Genomic DNA, 16507 nt, shown 5'->3' with positions numbered 1-16507 from the left:
ACTCAGGAGCCGGGCGGCGCATAGAATAGTGCGGTGACTTCCAGCAATGCCTCGTTCGTCCACCTGCACAACCACACCGAGTACTCCATGTTGGACGGCGCCGCCCGCTTGGGGGAGCTTTTCGACGAGACTGAACGCTTGGGCATGCCTGCCCTCGCCACTACCGACCACGGGTACCTTTTCGGCGCCTTCGACTTCTGGAAACGCGCCACGGACCAGGGCATCAAGCCCATTATCGGCGTCGAGGCCTACGTAACACCGGGGACGGCACGGACGGATAAGAGCCGTGTCCGCTGGGGCGAGGAACATCAGCGCAAGGATGACATCTCGGGCGGTGGGTCATACACCCATATGACGCTGCTGAGTTACAACAACGCAGGCATGCGCAACCTCTTCCGGGCCTCGTCCATCGCTTCCCTGGACGCCGTGTTCGGCAAGTGGCCGAGGCTGGACCGCGAACTCCTGAACACGTATTCGGAAGGCCTGATCGCCACCACCGGCTGCCCGTCGGGAGAAGTCCAGACCCGTCTGCGGCTGGGCCAGTACCGTGAGGCCCTGGAAGCAGCCTCCGAGTTTCGCGACATCTTCGGGGCGGAAAACTACTTCTGCGAACTGATGGACCATGGCCTCGACATCGAGCGCCGGGTTACCGGGGACCTGCTGCGGCTCGCCAAAGAACTGAAGCTGCCGTTGGTGGCAACCAACGACCTGCACTATACGCACGAGCACGACGCCAAGGCCCACGAGGCACTGCTGGCCATCCAGTCAGGTTCCACCCTGCTGGAACCCACCTATGACAACGGCGGCTCCCGGTTCGCGTTCTCCGGCAGCGGCTACTACCTCAAATCGCCCCAGGAAATGCGTGAACTGTTCAGGGACCACCCGGACGCGTGTGACAACACCCTGCTGATCGCCGAACGCTGCGAAGTTTCGTTCAATACCGGGGCCAACTACATGCCGCGGTTCCCCTGCCCGCCGGGCGAGGACGAGACGTCCTGGCTGGTTAAGGAAGTTGCCGCCGGGCTGGAGTACCGTTACCCCGGCGGTGTCCCGGACAAGGTCCGCACCCAGGCTGACTACGAGCTGGAGGTCATCACCTCCATGGGGTTCCCCGGGTACTTCCTGGTGGTGGCTGACTTCATCAACTGGGCGAAGAACAACGGCATCCGCGTGGGACCCGGACGTGGTTCCGGCGCCGGTTCGATGGTGGCCTACGCCATGCGCATCACGGACCTCGACCCGCTGCACCACGGCCTGATTTTCGAGCGCTTCCTCAACCCCGACCGTGTTTCCATGCCTGACTTCGACGTCGACTTCGATGACCGTCGCCGCTCTGAGGTCATCGACTACGTGACCCGCAAATACGGCGACGAGCGCGTGGCCATGATCGTTACGTACGGCACCATCAAAACCAAGCAGGCGCTGAAAGACTCCTCGCGTGTGCTCGGGTACCCATTCAGCATGGGGGAGCAGCTGACCAAGGCTCTCCCGCCGGCCGTTATGGCCAAGGACATTCCGCTGGCGGACATCCAGAACAAGGACTCCAAGCGCTACAGCGAGGCCGGTGACTTCCGGCAGCTGATCGCCACGGATCCCGAGGCCGCCAAGGTCTTCGAAACGGCGCTGGGCATCGAGGGGCTGAAACGGCAGTGGGGTGTGCACGCTGCCGGCGTCATCATGTCCTCGGACCCCATCATCGATGTCATCCCCATCATGAGGCGCATCCAGGACGGCCAGGTGATCACGCAGTTCGATTACCCCACCTGCGAAGGCCTGGGCCTGATCAAGATGGACTTCCTGGGCCTGCGGAACCTCACGATCATTTCCGACGCCCTGGAGAACATCAAGCTCAACCGGGGCCACGAACTGGACCTCGACAGCCTCGCCCTTGACGACGCCGCCTCCTACGAGCTGCTGGCCAGGGGTGACACATTGGGCGTATTCCAGCTCGATGGCGGTCCCATGCGGTCCCTGCTCAAGCTGATGAAGCCTGACAACTTCGAAGACATCTCCGCCGTCCTGGCCCTCTACCGGCCGGGGCCGATGGGCGCCAACGCGCATACCGACTACGCCCTGCGCAAGAACGGGATCCAGGAAGTCATTCCGATCCACCCTGAGCTCAAGGAACCGCTCGCCGAAATCCTCGGCGGGACGTACGGCCTGATCGTGTACCAGGAACAGGTTATGGCCGTCGCGCAGAAGCTCGCCGGATATTCCCTCGGCCAGGCCGACATCCTCCGCCGCGCCATGGGCAAAAAGAAGAAATCAGAACTGGACAAACAGTTTGCCGGCTTCTCGCAGGGCATGCAGGACAACGGCTACTCCATGGAGGCCGTCAAGACCCTCTGGGACATCCTGCTGCCGTTCTCCGACTACGCATTCAACAAGGCACACTCGGCCGCCTATGGTGTCATTTCGTACTGGACCGCCTACCTGAAGGCCCACTACGCGCCGGAGTACATGGCAGCCTTGCTGACGTCAGTGGGAGACGACAAGGACAAGTCCGCGATCTACCTCAACGAGTGCCGCCGCATGGGCATAACCGTGCTTCCGCCCGATGTCAACGAGTCCTCGCTGAACTTCACGCCGGTGGGGAACGACATCCGTTTCGGCATGGGTGCCATCCGCAACGTCGGATCCAACGTGGTCCAGGCCATGGTGGCCGCCCGGGAGAGCGAGGGGGCATACTCCTCCTTCAAGGACTTCCTGATGAAAGTCCCTGCCGTGGTCTGCAACAAGCGGACCATCGAATCCCTGATCAAAGCCGGCGCATTCGACTCCCTCAACCACCACCGCCGCGCCCTGGTGATGATCCACGAAGAGGCCATCGATTCGGTCATCACCCTCAAACGGAACGAGGCAATCGGCCAGTTCGACCTCTTCGCCGGGTTTGAAGAGGCCGAATCGGAGGCGTCCCTGAGCATCGAGATCCCGGAACTTCCCGAGTGGGAGAAGAAGGACAAGCTGTCGTTTGAACGGGACATGCTGGGACTCTATGTCTCGGACCACCCACTGCAGGGCCTCGAAGGGGTGCTCAGCCAGCACGCGGACCAGTCCATCACCTCGGTCATTGCCGAAGACGGTCCGCACGACGGCGCCATCATCACCATCTCCGGGATGATCACCTCGCTGAGCCGCCGCATCGCCAAGGCCAGCGGCAACGCCTACGCACGTGCCGAGATCGAGGACCTTGGCGGCTCCATGGAGGTCATGTTCTTCGGGCAGGTTTATGGTCCCATCGCCTCAGTCCTCGCCGAGGACCTGATCGTTGTGGTCAAAGGCAGGCTGCAGCGGCGCGACGACGGCGCCGTGACACTGAACTGCATGGAACTCTCCGTTCCCGACCTCAGCGAGGGCACCAACGGTCCGCTGCTGATCTCCATGCCCACTCACAAGGCCACTGAAGCCGTGGTCACCGAACTAGGGGACGTCCTGCGCAACCATCGGGGAAACTCGGAAGTGCGCGTCCACCTGCACGGCGATTCACGGGTGGAGGTGATGGGCCTGCCGGTCCATATGCGGGTGAATCCCAATCCCTCGCTGTTTGGCGACCTCAAGGTACTCCTCGGGCCGGCCTGCCTTGACGTCTAGCACCTAGATTTCGTAGTCCAGGGGTACCGGCTGGCTGTAGCCGCCGGCATGGTAGAGCAGGGGCGAGCCGTCCTCGCCCACTTGGCCGTCGACGACCTCCACCACCACCACGGCGTTGTTCTCGAAAGAGAGCCGCATCTGGATCTTGCCGATCAGCCAGCCGGCTACGTCCTTGAGAACCGGAACATCGTGCGGGCCAAGCTCCCAGTGGTCGCCGCCAAAGCGGTCCCTGGTGCGGGCAAAACGGTCGGCGAGTTCCTGGTTCTCGAGCCCCAGCATGTGCACGCCGATGTGGGTGGTGTTTGCTACGGCGGGCCAGGAGCTCGAACTCCGGGCCATGTTGAACGTGAAGCGCGGTGGCCGGGCTGACAGCGAGGCGACGGACGTGGCGGTGAAACCGTAGGGCTGGCCGTTGTAGTTGACGGTGATGATCGCCACGCCGGCCGCATGACGGCGGAACATTTCCTTGAACGTACGCTCGAACGGCACGCGATCTTCGGTCACTATGAAAAACTCCCTGGATTACCCTGAACGGGACTTGGCTCTCTTTCAAGGGTATGGCTCACGTGGCACCCCAGGGAAACTGTTTACCCGCACGTCCCCCGGTTGAGGGGCCTGAACATTTGTTAAGGTTTGTTTCATGACACAACGCATGCCGCGGCGCTCCTCCGGGCTTCAGTGGGCCTGGTTCGCCGCCGCCACAGCAGGAGGGATCCCGGTTGGCCTGCTGTGGTGGCTGCTTGCACCTGGTGGCCTGAACCTCATCACCAGGGATCCCGCACTGGGGGAGGGCACCAACCCGCTGGTATGGCTGCCCAGGGACCTGACGCTCGCTGGCCTGCTTGTTTTTGCCGGCTGCCTGCTGGCCGTGTTTATCACTGACAAATCCAGGCGCTCCCGGCAGGAGGACCTGGTGCTTGCCCTTGCCGGCAGCCTTGCAGGGGCCGTTGTCGCATGGCAAACAGGCATGTTCGCAGCCCAGCTGTGGGGAGCCCCGGCGGACACCTCCATCAATGCCAGTGTGGCCTTCTCGCTGCGGTCATTGCCGGTGCTGCTGCTCTGGCCGGCGGCCACGGCCATCGGCACCTTCGCCTTCAGCCTCCTTACGCTCCTGAGGCAGGGACCGGAGGGGACCGCCGGCCCTGTCGGCAGGGACGCTGCTTCCGGCGCGTAAAATGAACCGGTGACCATTACTCCTGAGTTTCCCGCCACCCCCACTGCTCCTGCCGTCAGCTTCCGCACGGTCGACCTCCGTGGCAAGGGCCTGACGCTGGCCGGACTGCGGGCAGCCGTTCCGCGTGCCCAGCACCAGACAGTGGCGGATGCCGAACAGAAAGTCCTGGACATCATCGGGGATGTCCGGCGGCGCGGCTACGCGGCACTCACCGAGTACGCCCAACGTTTCGACGGCGTGGAACAGGACCACCCCCTCGTGCCGGCTGCGGAATTGGCGCGCGCTCTGGCAGAACTGGATCCGGCCGTGCGGAAGGCCCTGGAAGAGTCCATTAGCCGCGCCCGGCGGTTCGCGGACAGCCAGCGGCCGCGGAATATCGACGTCGAACTCGGCGACGGTGCCATCGTGAGCCAGAACTGGGTCCCGGTTGCCAGGGTTGGGCTTTATGTCCCGGGCGGCCTTGCCGTGTACCCCTCGTCGGTCATCATGAACGTCGTTCCCGCCCTTGCCGCGGGAGTAGCCTCCATCGCCCTGGCATCGCCCCCGCAGAAGGACTTCGGCGGTCTTCCCCACCCCACCATCCTCGCCGCCGCGGCCTTGCTCGGGATCAACGAGGTCTACGCCATCGGCGGGGCGCAGGCCATCGCGGCGTTTGCTTATGGCGTGGACGCCACAACGGCCGGGCCCACGCTGGAGCCCGTGGACGTTGTCACGGGACCCGGAAACATCTTCGTGGCCACCGCCAAGCGGCTGGTCAAGGGAGTCGTGGGCATCGACTCGGAAGCCGGCACCACCGAAATCGCGATCCTGGCGGACTCCACGGCCCAGCCGCGCTTGGTGGCCGCCGACCTCATCAGCCAGGCCGAGCACGATCCCAAAGCGGCCTCGGTCCTGATTACGGATTCGGAGGACCTCGCCGCTGCCGTGCAGATTGAGCTCAACACCCAGGCAGCAGCAACCAAGCACTCCGAACGGGTGCGTGAGGCGCTCTCCGGGCCCCAGTCCGGCGTGGTGCTGGTGGAGGATCTCGAACAGGGCGTCGCCGCGTGCGACGCGTATGCGGCCGAACACCTTGAGATCATGACGGCGAACGCGGCAGCCGTGGCAGCACGCATCCGGAACGCCGGTGCCATCTTCGTGGGGGACTACAGTCCCGTCAGCCTGGGGGATTATTGTGCCGGTTCCAACCATGTCCTGCCCACCAGCGGAACCGCGGCTTTCTCCTCCGGCCTGAACGTGACCACCTTCCTGCGCGCGATCCAGGTGATCAACTACACCGAGGGTGCCCTGCAGGAAGTCAGTGGGCACATCGTCAGCCTCGCCGGGGCAGAAGACCTCCCCGCCCATGGTCAGGCCGTGACAGCCCGCTTCGGCAAACCTGCCTGACGTTACCGCGGCCTGGCAGGGAAGCACTACATGTAGTAATTACAAGCTTGTTATTACGCAAGATGTAGTCGTAGACTGGTAGCTGGACACCGGCCAGCCGGTGGGCATTAAACTGACGCCGAGAGAGCGAGAGAGGGACGCCATGTACTGTCCGTTCTGCCGCAATCCGGATTCCCGTGTGGTGGACAGCCGCATGGCAGACGACGGATCCGCCATCCGGCGCCGCAGGCAGTGCCCAGAATGCGGCCGCCGGTTCACAACGGTGGAGACCACCAGTCTTTCGGTTATCAAGCGCTCAGGCGTCGGCGAACCCTTCAGCCGCAGCAAGGTGATCAACGGTGTTCGCAAGGCGTGCCAGGGCAGGCCCGTCAGCGAAGACGACCTCGCCCTTCTGGCACAGGAGGTCGAGGAACAGATCCGGGCCTCGGGGGCAGCCGAAATCGACGCCCACGAAGTAGGGCTTGTCATCCTTGGTCCGCTGCAGAAGCTGGACAAGGTGGCCTACCTTCGTTTTGCGAGCGTGTACCAGGCCTTCGAATCCCTTGAGGACTTTGAAACGGCCATCTCCCTGCTCCGCCACGAGTCGGAACAGGAAGCCAAAATCGCCGTGACTGAGACAGCCAAGGGCGCGCCGAGCTCCGAGAAGAGCTCCCTCTAGATTCCGGTGGTGGCAGCGGAGGGGAAGCCGCAGTCACCACCGGCACCCTGGCGTTCGAGCGCAGTGAACCGTTGGCCGCTACCTGCCGCCTGAGACCGGCAGCACGGCGCCGGTGATGTAGCCCGCCTCGTCCGACATCAGCCACATCACGGCCGCCGCCACCTCGTCCGGTTCCGCACCGCGGCCCATCGGAATAGTCGGATTCAGGCGTTCGACGCGATCGGGCATTCCTGCGGCCGCATGCAGCCCGGTATTGGTGCTCCCTGGGGCCACGCAGTTGACCCGGATCCCCCAAGAGGCCACCTCGGCGGCGAGTCCCGCCGTCAGGACGTCAACTGCACCCTTCGAGGCCGCGTAGTGGGCCCAGGTGCCGGGCGAGCCCGCCTTCGTGGCCGTCGATGAGATGTTCACGATAGACCCGCCGGTACCGGCACCGGCGGGCCCAAGCCTGCGGACGGCCTCTTGGCAGACATAGATCAGGCCGGTGACATTGACGTCCACCACCCGCCGGACGGTCTCAGCAGGCACGTTGGCGAGGTCGCCGATCAGGTTCCCCGTGATTCCTGCGTTGTTCACCACTGCCGTGAGCGGGCCGAGCCGGGCCGCGGCGTCGAACATCTCCCGGACGGCCACGGGATCGCTGACGTCCGCCTGCACGGCCGTTGCTGATCCACCGTCGTCGGTAATGGACCGGACCACTGAGCGGGCCCCGGAGCCGTCCGTCGAATAGTTAACCACGACGGCGTGCCCGGCACGGGCCGCGCGGCGGGCAATGGCCGCGCCGATGCCGCGGCTCGCGCCGGTGACGATCATAACGCCAGGAGCATCCCCGGCAGGCAGCCCCAAGGTTACTTGGAGAGCTTGTGCTTCAGTGCGATTTCGATGGCGGCGCCAACGATTCCCGCCTCGTTCTTCAGTTCCGCGGGCACGATCGGCGTGCGGAGCTTCATGTGGGGAAGGTATTCATCGGCCCGCTTGGAGATGCCGCCGCCCACGATGAACAGCTCTGGGGAGAAGAGGAACTCCACGTGGGAGAAATAGCGCTGCAGCAGCACGCTGTATTCCTCCCAGCTCAGGCCGTCCCGTTCACGGGCCACGGCGGATGCCTTGCTTTCGGCGTCAAAGCCGTCGATCTCGAGGTGCCCCAGCTCCGCGTTGGGGACCAGGCGGCCATCGAAAATGAAGGCGGAGCCGATTCCGGTGCCCAGCGTGATCACCAGGACGGTTCCCTCCACGCCCTTGCCGGCGCCGAAACGTGCTTCGGCGAGGCCGGCGGCGTCGGCGTCGTTGATGACCTCCACCGGGCGGCCAAGCCGTGCGGTGAGCAGCGCGTCGATGTCGGTGTTGAGCCAGCTCTTGTCCACGTTGGCTGCCGAATGGACCACGCCGTGCTGGATGATGCCGGGGAAAGTGACGCCAACAGGGGACCCGGCGGCCGGTGCGTCGGGCCGCGCCGAGAGCTCAGCCACTACCTGCGCCACGACTTCCGCCACGGCTTCCGGCGTGGCGGGCTGGGGCGTGGGAACGCGGAACCTCTCACCGAGGAGCTTGCCCTTCTTCAGGTCGACAATGCCGCCCTTGATTCCCGTGCCGCCGATGTCGATGCCGATCAGCGGGGCGTTCTTGTGCGACTTCTCGTCCTTCTTGGCCAATGTGATTCCGTTCGTGGCAGTGGGCGGGCAGGGGCGGTCGGCCCGGGGGCTGACCTCAAAACAGGGGTGGGTCAGGGCAGGGTGAGGATTTCGGCGCCGGACTCGGTCACCAGGAGCGTGTGTTCGAACTGGGCCGTCCGTTTGCGGTCACGGGTGACCACGGTCCAGTCGTCCGGCCACATGTCCCACTCCACGGTCCCGAGGGTCAGCATGGGCTCAATGGTGAAGACCATGCCGGCCTCGATCACGGTGCTGTAGGCGGGGGCGGCGTCGTAGTGCGGGATGATCAGGCCGGTGTGGAACGCTTCCCCCACGCCGTGGCCGGTAAAGTCCCGGACCACACCGTAGCCGAAACGCTTGGCATAGGACTGGATGGCGCGGCCGATCACGTTGATCTCGCGGCCCGGGGCCACAGCCTTGATGGCCCGGTTCAGCGACTCCTGCGTACGCTCGACGAGCAACCGCGATTCCTCATCCACCTCACCTACCAGGAACGTGTAGTTCGTGTCGCCGTGGACTCCGTTGATGAAGGCGGTGATGTCAATGTTGATGATGTCGCCGTCCTGGACCACGGTACTGTCCGGGATGCCATGGCAGATGACTTCATTCAGCGACGAGCACAGGGACTTGGGGAACCCCCGGTAGCCAAGCGTGGACGGGTAGGCCTTGTGGTCCAGCAGGAATTCATGCCCTACTTTGTCCAAGTGGTCGGTAGTTACTCCGGGCCTGATGTGCTTGCCAACCTCAACGATGGCCTGCGCGGCGATCCTGGACGCAATCCGGATCTTCTCCACGGTCTCGGCAGACTTGACCTCCGAGCCGGTGAACTTTGCCGGACCGGGCTTGCCGACGTACTCGGGGCGCGGGATCGACGCCGGTACGGGGAGCTGCGGGCTGACGGTTCCCGGGGTGAGGGTGCCGGTGGGTGCAGTCGAGGCTAGGGAAGGCATAGATTGATCATATAAGGCACCGCAGAAGGCCTAGTAACTGGAGGCCGCATCGGGCCCGCGTACGCGTTACGTTACGTGGGTCACGTGGGCGGCAGCCGCAGCCCGAACAATGCCGTCGGAACGAGGAGCACCATGACTGAGTACTGGTACAACGTAAACACCCACGAGGTGGAGGAAGACGCACTCTCGGACTGGAGCCAGCTGATCGGCCCCTACAAGACACGCGAAGAAGCCGAACACGCACTGGATAAAGTCAGGGCACGGAACGAGGCGTGGGAAAAGGGCGACGACGACGACTGACGCCCGCCTGCCCGGAGGGTTCGCGGCGCAGGCAGTTGGACTGGTCCGCTAAGGAAACCTAGAAGGAGTGCTCCGGGCCGGGGAACTGGCCCGAACGGACATCCTCGCCATAGGCCTTCGCGGCATCGCTGAGTGTGCTGCGGAGATCTGCGTACTGTTTGACGAACTTGGCCATTTTTCCACCACGGAGACCGGCCATATCCTGCCACACCAGCACCTGGCCCGTTGTCTCCTTGCCCGCGCCAATGCCAACAGTGGGGACGCTGACCGCAGCGTCGACAGCGGCGGCCGTACCGGCGGGAACCATTTCCATCAGGATGCTGAACGCACCAGCCTCGGCCAGCGCCACGGCGTCGTCAATCAGCCGCCGGGCGTCGTCGCCGCGGCCCTGTACCCGATAACCGCCCAACGCGTGTTCGCTCTGCGGCGTAAAACCAATGTGGGCCATCACGGGGATCCCGGCCTGGACCATGGCCCGCACCGTCTCTGCGTAAAATGCACCGCCCTCGATTTTCACTGCGTGGGCCAGCCCTTCCTTGAGGAACCTGACACCGGTGGCCACCGCCTGCTGCGGGGACACCTCGTAACTGCCAAACGGGAGGTCTGCCACCACCAGCGCACGTTTGGCGGACCGCGCCACAGCCCGGCATAGCGGAAGGAGTTCCTCGACTGTGACGGGCAGGCTGGTCTCATTACCAAACACGTTGTTGGACGCGGAGTCACCCACCAGCAGCACTTCGATCCCGGCCTGGTCGAAAATCTCCGCCGTGTACTGTTCGTAGGCGGTCAGCATTGCGAAGCGGGTTCCGTCCCGCTTTGCTTGCTGGAGGTGGTGGATGCGGACCTTCGCAGCAGGCTTGGGAGCGGCGTCCGACGACGGCGACGAGGCCGTCGAGGGCCCGTTTCCGTACGGTGCGGGTACTTCAGCGGACGCGCGTGAGTCAGAGCTATTGCTTGAGGCCATGGCAAGAGCGTAGTGCGGGACCCGCCGCCGTAGCTACCGGCCAAGAGCGCCGGGCGGGTGATTCGCGTCATATTGGGCCGCCCTTCGGAGCCGCCAGCAGCGGACGCAACCGGCGCTCCTGCCCGTGCAGCAGTGTTAACGCTGTGTTACGCGGGGGCAGGCTCCCGCATTGGCGCCAATTGCTTAGTAAAGTGTTTGTGAACTGCTGCCGGCTTCCTGAACTGCGGACCCGGGGCATGGACGTTGACCGGAGAAGAGGCCATCATGGACCGCCAGCAAGAGTTTGTCCTGCGCACTATCGAAGAGCGCGACGTACGGTTTGTACGCCTGTGGTTCACCGACGTCGTGGGTTCACTCAAATCGGTGGCACTTGCCCCCGCCGAGGTTGAAGGCGCCTTTGAGGAGGGCCTCGGCTTTGATGGTTCGGCCATTGAGGGCCTTGCCCGCGTGTTCGAATCCGACATGCTGGCCCAGCCGGACCCTTCCACATTCCAGATCCTGCCTTGGCGCGGTGAGACAGAACAGACATCCAGGATGTTTTGCGACATCCTCACTCCGGACGGTGAGCCGTCCGCCGCGGACCCCCGCAACGTCCTCAAGCGCACGCTGGCCAAGGCTGCGGACATGGGCTTCACCTGCTACACCCACCCGGAGATCGAGTTCTACCTCCTCAAGTCCCAGGAACCCGGCCCTGACGGCTCGCCGGTACCCGTTGACGAAGGAGGCTATTTCGACCACGTTCCGGGCGGCGTGGCGCAGGACTTCCGGCGTACTGCCGTGACCATGCTTGAATCCGTGGGCATCTCCGTGGAGTTCAGCCACCACGAGGCCGGTCCAGGCCAGAACGAAATCGACCTCCGGTACGCGGATGCGCTGCAGACGGCGGACAACATCATGACGTTCCGCACCGTCATCAAGGAGGTAGCTCTCCAGCAGGGCACCTACGCCACGTTTATGCCCAAGCCCTTCACGGCCCACCCCGGTTCCGGCATGCACACCCACTTCTCGCTGTTCGAGGGCGACACCAACGCATTCTATGAAGCGGGCGCTGAATTCCAGCTGTCCAAGACGGCGCGCCAGTTCATCGCCGGCGTCCTCAAGCACGCCCCCGAGTTCACGGCGGTGACCAACCAGTTCGTCAACTCCTACAAGCGGCTCTGGGGCGGCGGAGAAGCGCCGAGCTACCTCAGCTGGGGCCACAACAACCGTTCGGCCCTGGTCCGGGTTCCGCTGTACAAGCCCGGCAAGGGCCAGTCCGCCCGCATCGAATACCGGGGCATCGACTCTGCGGCCAACCCCTACCTCGCCTACGCGGTCCTCCTGGGTGCCGGCCTGAAGGGAATCGAAGAGGGTTACGACCTGCCCGCGGCTGCCGAGGATGATGTCTGGTCACTGAGCTCTGCCGAACGCCGTGCCATGGGCCACGACCCCCTGCCCGCCAGCCTGCACGACGCCATCCGCTCTATGGAAGAGTCCGAACTGATGCCGCAGATCCTCGGTGAACAGGTCTTTGAACACTTCCTGCGGAACAAGCGCGCGGAGTGGCAGGACTACCGGCTCCAGGTGACGCCCTACGAACTGCAGCGCAACCTCGGCATCCTCTAGGCCGGCGCGGTGAGCCTTGCCCGCCGCCTGATCTCGGCCGGCTTCAGTGACCTGGAGAAGGGCGAGCGGTTCCTCGCTGCCCGCGAACTTGAGGGCCTGGACCAGGACAAGCTGTTCGCCGGCCTGCAGCTGGCAGCGAACCCTGACACCGCCCTGCAGTCCCTGGTCCGCCTGATTGAGAAGCATCCCGACCTCCGGGTGCTGGCCGCGGCCGATCCTGAGACCAGCGAACCGCTGTATCGGGTTCTGGGTGCCTCCGAGGCCCTTGGCGAGTTCCTCATCCGGCATCCGGAGCATCTTGATGCCTTTGAAGTCAGGGCAAGTCCGGAACCGTTGCAGGCGGATCCTGGCCAGCTCCGGGCAGCCCTGCTGAAGTCCGTCCGGGCAGATCCGAAGTCGGCGAGGCCGGTTGCGGCGCTGACGGGAACTGAAGCCTACGTGTCCCTGCGCACTGCCTACCGCCGTGGGGTGGTGGATCTTGCCGTGAAAGACCTGTGCGCTGCGGACCCCCTGGACTTCATGCCTGCTGTCGGGGCTGAACTGGCTGACCTTGCCGGTGCCGCCATCGAGGCTGCCTTGGCCGTATCCCGGGCCGAGGCAGCCGAGCAGTTTGGCGCCGAGGACGTCGCTGACGTCGGTTTGGCCGTCATCGGAATGGGCAAATGCGGCGCGCGCGAGCTTAACTACATTTCCGACGTCGACGTCATCTACGTGATCGATGCCCCCGGCCTCGACGACGCGCGGGCCAACACCATCGGCACTGCCCTTGCCAGCGGAATCTCACGGGCCATTTCCTCGATCGCCCGGGAGCCGGGGTTGTGGGAAGTGGACGCCAACCTGCGGCCGGAAGGCAAGTCCGGGCCCCTGGTGCGGACGCTGCCTTCGCATGAAAGCTACTACGCCCGCTGGGCGGAAAGCTGGGAGTTCCAGGCGCTCCTGAAGGCCCGCACCATTGCCGGCGACGCGGACCTCGGACGGCGCTACGAGAAGGCCATCGAACCGCTGATCTGGAATTCCGCTGGACGGGATGGATTTGTGGAGTCCGTGCAGGCCATGCGCCGCCGGGTCACCGAGCACATTCCCGCCGCCGAGGAACAACGGCAGATCAAGCTGGGGCGCGGCGGCCTCCGTGATGTCGAGTTCACCGTTCAACTCCTTCAGCTGGTCCACGGCAAGTCCGACGAATCACTCAGGTGCCGGGACACCACCTCAGCCATTGCGGCACTCTCGGCCGGAGGATACATCGGCCGCTCCGACGCCGCCGGATTCGACCACGCCTACCGCTACCTTCGCCTCCTGGAACACCGGATCCAGCTGTTCCAGCTCCGGCGGACCCACCTCATGCCGGTCAGCGAGGCAGCGCTGCGGGCGCTGGCCAAGGCCGTGCTGGGCCCGTTTTCCAACGAACGGCCGCATCCCGACGCGCTGCTTTCCGCCTGGCAGAAGACCAAACGTTCTGTACGTGAGCTCCACGAACGCATCTTCTACCGGCCCCTGCTCAACACCGCGGCCAAGCTCAGCAGCGAGGATGCCAGGCTCACACCAGAAGCCGCCCAGGGCCGGCTTGCCGCGCTGGGCTATGGCGACCCGAAGGGCGCCATGCGGCATATCGAGGCGCTCACCGCCGGGGTGAGCAGGCGGGCCGCCCTGCAGCGGCAGCTGCTGCCCATCCTGCTGGACTGGCTGGCCGAAGGCGTGGATCCCGACGCCGGCCTGCTCGCCTTCCGCCGGGTCAGCGAGACCCTGGGCACCACGCACTGGTATCTCGGCATGCTGCGCGACTCCACGGCTGCGGCCGAGCGGCTGTGTCACGTCCTGTCCAACTCGCGGCTGATCGCCGACCTGCTGGAGGTCTCGCCCGAATCTGTGGCGTGGCTGGGTCACGACAAGGACCTTGCGCCGCTGAGCTTCGAGGCCCAGTGGCAGGAAATCACCTCCAAGATGTCGCGGCATGCGGACCCTGAAAACGCCATGCGGCTCATACGCCTGATCCGGCGCCGGGAGATCCTCAGGATCGCCATCGCCGACTCCGCCGGGCTGCTGGGCCAGGAGCAGGTGGGCGCCGCGCTGGCGGACACTGACCGGGCGGCTGTGCTCGGGGCCCTGCGTGTGGCCGAGGCCATCGTCTCCGCGAAGTCCCCGCTCAAGACCGCTGTGCTGATAGTGGCGATGGGGCGGCAGGGCGGCCGCGAGATCGGCTACGGCTCCGACGCCGACGTGATGTACGTCCACCGGGCGTTGCCCGGCTACACGGAGGAGGAAGCCCAGGAACAGGCGGCCCGGATTGTTTCCAAGGTCTCCAGCCTGCTCACCCAGCCGCTGAAGCCCGCCATCATGGCCGAGCGCGTCCTGCAGGTCGACGCAGACCTCCGGCCGGAGGGGAAAAGCGGCGCGATGGTCCGTTCGCTGGATTCCTTCGCCGAGTATTACCGCCGATGGTCCCTCATCTGGGAAGCGCAGGCCCTGCTTCGTGCCCGGCCGATGGCAGGCGATGACGAGCTCGCCAAGGACTTCCTGGAACTGATCGACCCCATCCGGTACCCGGAATCGATCTCCGAGCAGGACGTCCGGGAAATCCGGCGCGTCAAGGCGCGGGTCGAATCGGAGCGGTTGCCCCGCGGGGCCGATCCCGCCCGCCACCTGAAACTGGGCCGCGGTGGCCTCAGCGACGTCGAGTGGCTGGTCCAGCTGATCCAGCTCCAGCACGCGGGCAAGCATCCGGAACTGCGGACCACCTCAACAGTTGAGGCCCTGCACGCCTCTGCCGCACTGGGCCTCCTGGAGAAAAGCGATGCCGAGCTGCTGGCCGCCGCCTGGCGCCTTGCCAGCCGGATCCGGTCCGCCAACGTCATCTGGAGCGGCCGGGCATCGGACCTGCTGCCGTCCTCCCGGCGCGACCTGGAAGCGGTGGCCCGCTGGTGCGGGTACGAGCCCGGCCAGGCAGGCACGCTTGAGGAGGATTACCTTCGCCTCAGCCGGCGTGCCCGGGCGGTCTTCGAGAAGGTCTTCTACGGCCATTAGCGGTAGTGCTACGTTGGGGCCCATGGCTAAGCAAATCTACGTGAATCTGCCCGTGAAGGATTTGAGGAGGTCGGTCGAATTCTTCACCGCCCTTGGCTTTTCCTTCAACCCGGACTACACCGATGAAAATGCCACCTGCATGATCATCAACGAGAACGCCTTTGTGATGCTCCTTGTTGAGGGCTTTTTCAAAACCTTCACCGCCAAGGACATCACCGATGCCACCAGATCCACCGAGGCCATCATGGCGTTCTCGGTAGACAGCAAGGAAGCCGTGGACGAAACCGTCCGCAAGGCCATCGCTGCCGGCGGCACCCCCTCGCAGGAAATGCAGGACTACGGCTTTATGTACAACCACAGCTTCCAAGATCCTGACGGGCACCTCTGGGAGGTTATGTGGATGGACCCCGCGGGCCCGCCGGCGGAGGGCGCACCGGCGGGGGACACCGAAACGCCAGGCACCTGAACGGCGAAGCGCAGTCAGTCTGGCTCATTGCCCTCGACGACCTGGGGCCGGATGCGTGCGCAATCCAGCTCGGCGCGGTGGCCCTGCTGGAACTGGCACCGGGGCAGCTTGATTTCGTGGGCGATCCGCTGCGGATGGCACTGGCCGGCCTCGCGGAGCAGTCCAGGCGGCCTTATGTCATCGAGGCCGGCGGGGAGGCGGTTGGCGTGCTGACCCTCCAGGCAGGGGCTGCCCGCCTCGCAGGGTGGCCTGACGACCACTCCGCGTGGCTCCTGAGGGGCTTCCTGATAGACAGGCGGCACCAAGGCTTGGGCCTCGGCCGGCTCGCTGCGGCAGCGGCTGTGGAAGCCGCTGCGAAACTCACGGCGAGACAGGGAAGCGGCGAGGCCGGCGTCGTGCTTTCCGTCAACGAGCGCAATCCGGCGGGGCTGGCCGCGTACCTCAACGCCGGGTTCGTGGACCACGGACAGTACTTGGGCGGAGGGTCCGGGCCGCAGCGGACGATGTTCCGCAGTTTCAGCCAGCAGTCGCCCGGCGGTTTGCCATTGCTTCAGGCCCCACATTGACAGATCATGTGGATTGGCGGTGTTCTTCAAACCTTGTTGGGGGGAAGGCTTGAAAAGTCTTCGTCTCGGGGAGCACATGCCAGGGGGCTGGCTCCCGGTCTCAGCACGTCTGGAGTCAGCCTCCACCTTCGGGCCACAAAAGAGTCCGCCCGGGCCGCCAGCGCAATGCTGGCC

General features: G+C 65.0%; 14 protein-coding genes. 9 read left to right on the top strand and 5 right to left on the bottom strand.

The genetic code is table 11. The features are described from left to right. The first annotated feature begins 33 nt into the window (after positions 1-33). Positions 34-3591, top strand: coding sequence for a DNA polymerase III subunit alpha (dnaE, locus tag ACFC25_RS19400; RefSeq protein WP_337347759.1), 3558 nt, complete (start codon positions 34-36; stop codon positions 3589-3591). Positions 3592-3594: 3 nt separating this feature from the next. On the opposite strand, the gene ACFC25_RS19395 is transcribed toward dnaE, so the two are convergent. Further along, positions 3595-4053, bottom strand: a complete 459-nt coding sequence (locus ACFC25_RS19395) for a flavin reductase family protein (protein ID WP_376048312.1) — start codon at positions 4051-4053, stop codon at positions 3595-3597. Between the two features lie 178 nt (positions 4054-4231). Between ACFC25_RS19395 and ACFC25_RS19390 the strand changes: the two genes are divergently transcribed. From ACFC25_RS19390 to nrdR, 3 genes are all read left to right on the top strand, one after another. After that, the gene (locus ACFC25_RS19390) at positions 4232-4765 is read left to right on the top strand and encodes a hypothetical protein (protein WP_376048210.1); all 534 of its coding nucleotides are present in this window, start codon (positions 4232-4234) and stop codon (positions 4763-4765) included. 9 nt (positions 4766-4774) lie between these two features. Beyond that, complete coding sequence (hisD, locus tag ACFC25_RS19385) at positions 4775-6151, top strand: histidinol dehydrogenase (RefSeq protein WP_376048207.1); 1377 nt, start codon at positions 4775-4777, stop codon at positions 6149-6151. Between the two features lie 142 nt (positions 6152-6293). Further along, positions 6294-6809 (top strand): transcriptional regulator NrdR, encoded by a 516-nt coding sequence (gene nrdR, locus ACFC25_RS19380; RefSeq protein ID WP_337347763.1) that lies wholly within the window; start codon positions 6294-6296, stop codon positions 6807-6809. A gap of 78 nt (positions 6810-6887) precedes the next feature. Here the strand turns inward: nrdR and ACFC25_RS19375 are convergent, their stop codons facing one another. From ACFC25_RS19375 to map, 3 genes are all read right to left on the bottom strand, one after another. Then, positions 6888-7622 (bottom strand): SDR family oxidoreductase, encoded by a 735-nt coding sequence (locus tag ACFC25_RS19375; RefSeq protein ID WP_376048204.1) that lies wholly within the window; start codon positions 7620-7622, stop codon positions 6888-6890. Positions 7623-7657: 35 nt separating this feature from the next. After that, the gene (gene ppgK, locus ACFC25_RS19370) at positions 7658-8461 is read right to left on the bottom strand and encodes a polyphosphate--glucose phosphotransferase (protein ID WP_337347764.1); all 804 of its coding nucleotides are present in this window, start codon (positions 8459-8461) and stop codon (positions 7658-7660) included. Between the two features lie 71 nt (positions 8462-8532). Then, positions 8533-9411 carry a type I methionyl aminopeptidase gene (gene map / locus ACFC25_RS19365; RefSeq protein WP_376048201.1) on the bottom strand — a complete coding sequence of 293 codons (879 nt, stop codon included), beginning with the start codon at positions 9409-9411 and terminating at the stop codon, positions 8533-8535. Positions 9412-9543: 132 nt separating this feature from the next. Between map and ACFC25_RS19360 the strand changes: the two genes are divergently transcribed. After that, positions 9544-9711 (top strand): SPOR domain-containing protein, encoded by a 168-nt coding sequence (locus tag ACFC25_RS19360; RefSeq protein WP_337351470.1) that lies wholly within the window; start codon positions 9544-9546, stop codon positions 9709-9711. Between the two features lie 58 nt (positions 9712-9769). On the opposite strand, the gene panB is transcribed toward ACFC25_RS19360, so the two are convergent. Next, positions 9770-10675 carry a 3-methyl-2-oxobutanoate hydroxymethyltransferase gene (panB, locus tag ACFC25_RS19355; protein ID WP_337347767.1) on the bottom strand — a complete coding sequence of 302 codons (906 nt, stop codon included), beginning with the start codon at positions 10673-10675 and terminating at the stop codon, positions 9770-9772. 264 nt (positions 10676-10939) lie between these two features. On the opposite strand from panB, the gene glnA reads away from it, so the two are divergent. The 4 genes from glnA to ACFC25_RS19335 are packed head-to-tail and all read left to right on the top strand — an operon-like array spanning position 10940 to position 16333. Further along, positions 10940-12280, top strand: coding sequence for a type I glutamate--ammonia ligase (glnA, locus tag ACFC25_RS19350; RefSeq protein ID WP_337347768.1), 1341 nt, complete (start codon positions 10940-10942; stop codon positions 12278-12280). 9 nt (positions 12281-12289) lie between these two features. Continuing rightward, entirely contained in the window at positions 12290-15301 is a 3012-nt protein-coding gene (locus ACFC25_RS19345) for a bifunctional [glutamine synthetase] adenylyltransferase/[glutamine synthetase]-adenylyl-L-tyrosine phosphorylase (protein ID WP_376048197.1), read from the top strand. Positions 15302-15323: 22 nt separating this feature from the next. Then, entirely contained in the window at positions 15324-15767 is a 444-nt protein-coding gene (locus tag ACFC25_RS19340) for a VOC family protein (protein WP_376048194.1), read from the top strand. Beyond that, complete coding sequence (locus tag ACFC25_RS19335) at positions 15764-16333, top strand: GNAT family N-acetyltransferase (protein WP_376048309.1); 570 nt, start codon at positions 15764-15766, stop codon at positions 16331-16333. Before ACFC25_RS19340 ends, ACFC25_RS19335 begins: the two co-directional genes overlap by 4 nt. Positions 16334-16507: the final 174 nt, after the last annotated feature.

This window comes from Pseudarthrobacter sp. NPDC055928 (assembly GCF_042270935.1).
Lineage (GTDB): Bacteria > Actinomycetota > Actinomycetes > Actinomycetales > Micrococcaceae > Arthrobacter.
Note: the sequence above shows the minus strand (reverse complement) of the source record. Positions and strands in the feature narration are given on the sequence as shown.

What these genes read in the sequence shown, in the direction of transcription:
- ACFC25_RS19395 (WP_376048312.1), bottom strand. Translation starts at nt 4,053, where the DNA reads ATGTTCCGCCGTCATGCGGCCGGCGTGGCGATCATCACCGTCAACTAC.
- map (WP_376048201.1), bottom strand. Translation starts at nt 9,411, where the DNA reads ATGCCTTCCCTAGCCTCGACTGCACCCACCGGCACCCTCACCCCGGGA.
- panB (WP_337347767.1), bottom strand. Translation starts at nt 10,675, where the DNA reads ATGGCCTCAAGCAATAGCTCTGACTCACGCGCGTCCGCTGAAGTACCC.
- ACFC25_RS19390 (WP_376048210.1), top strand. Translation starts at nt 4,232, where the DNA reads ATGACACAACGCATGCCGCGGCGCTCCTCCGGGCTTCAGTGGGCCTGG.
- ACFC25_RS19360 (WP_337351470.1), top strand. Translation starts at nt 9,544, where the DNA reads ATGACTGAGTACTGGTACAACGTAAACACCCACGAGGTGGAGGAAGAC.
- ACFC25_RS19375 (WP_376048204.1), bottom strand. Translation starts at nt 7,622, where the DNA reads ATGATCGTCACCGGCGCGAGCCGCGGCATCGGCGCGGCCATTGCCCGC.
- ACFC25_RS19340 (WP_376048194.1), top strand. Translation starts at nt 15,324, where the DNA reads ATGGCTAAGCAAATCTACGTGAATCTGCCCGTGAAGGATTTGAGGAGG.
- glnA (WP_337347768.1), top strand. Translation starts at nt 10,940, where the DNA reads ATGGACCGCCAGCAAGAGTTTGTCCTGCGCACTATCGAAGAGCGCGAC.
- nrdR (WP_337347763.1), top strand. Translation starts at nt 6,294, where the DNA reads ATGTACTGTCCGTTCTGCCGCAATCCGGATTCCCGTGTGGTGGACAGC.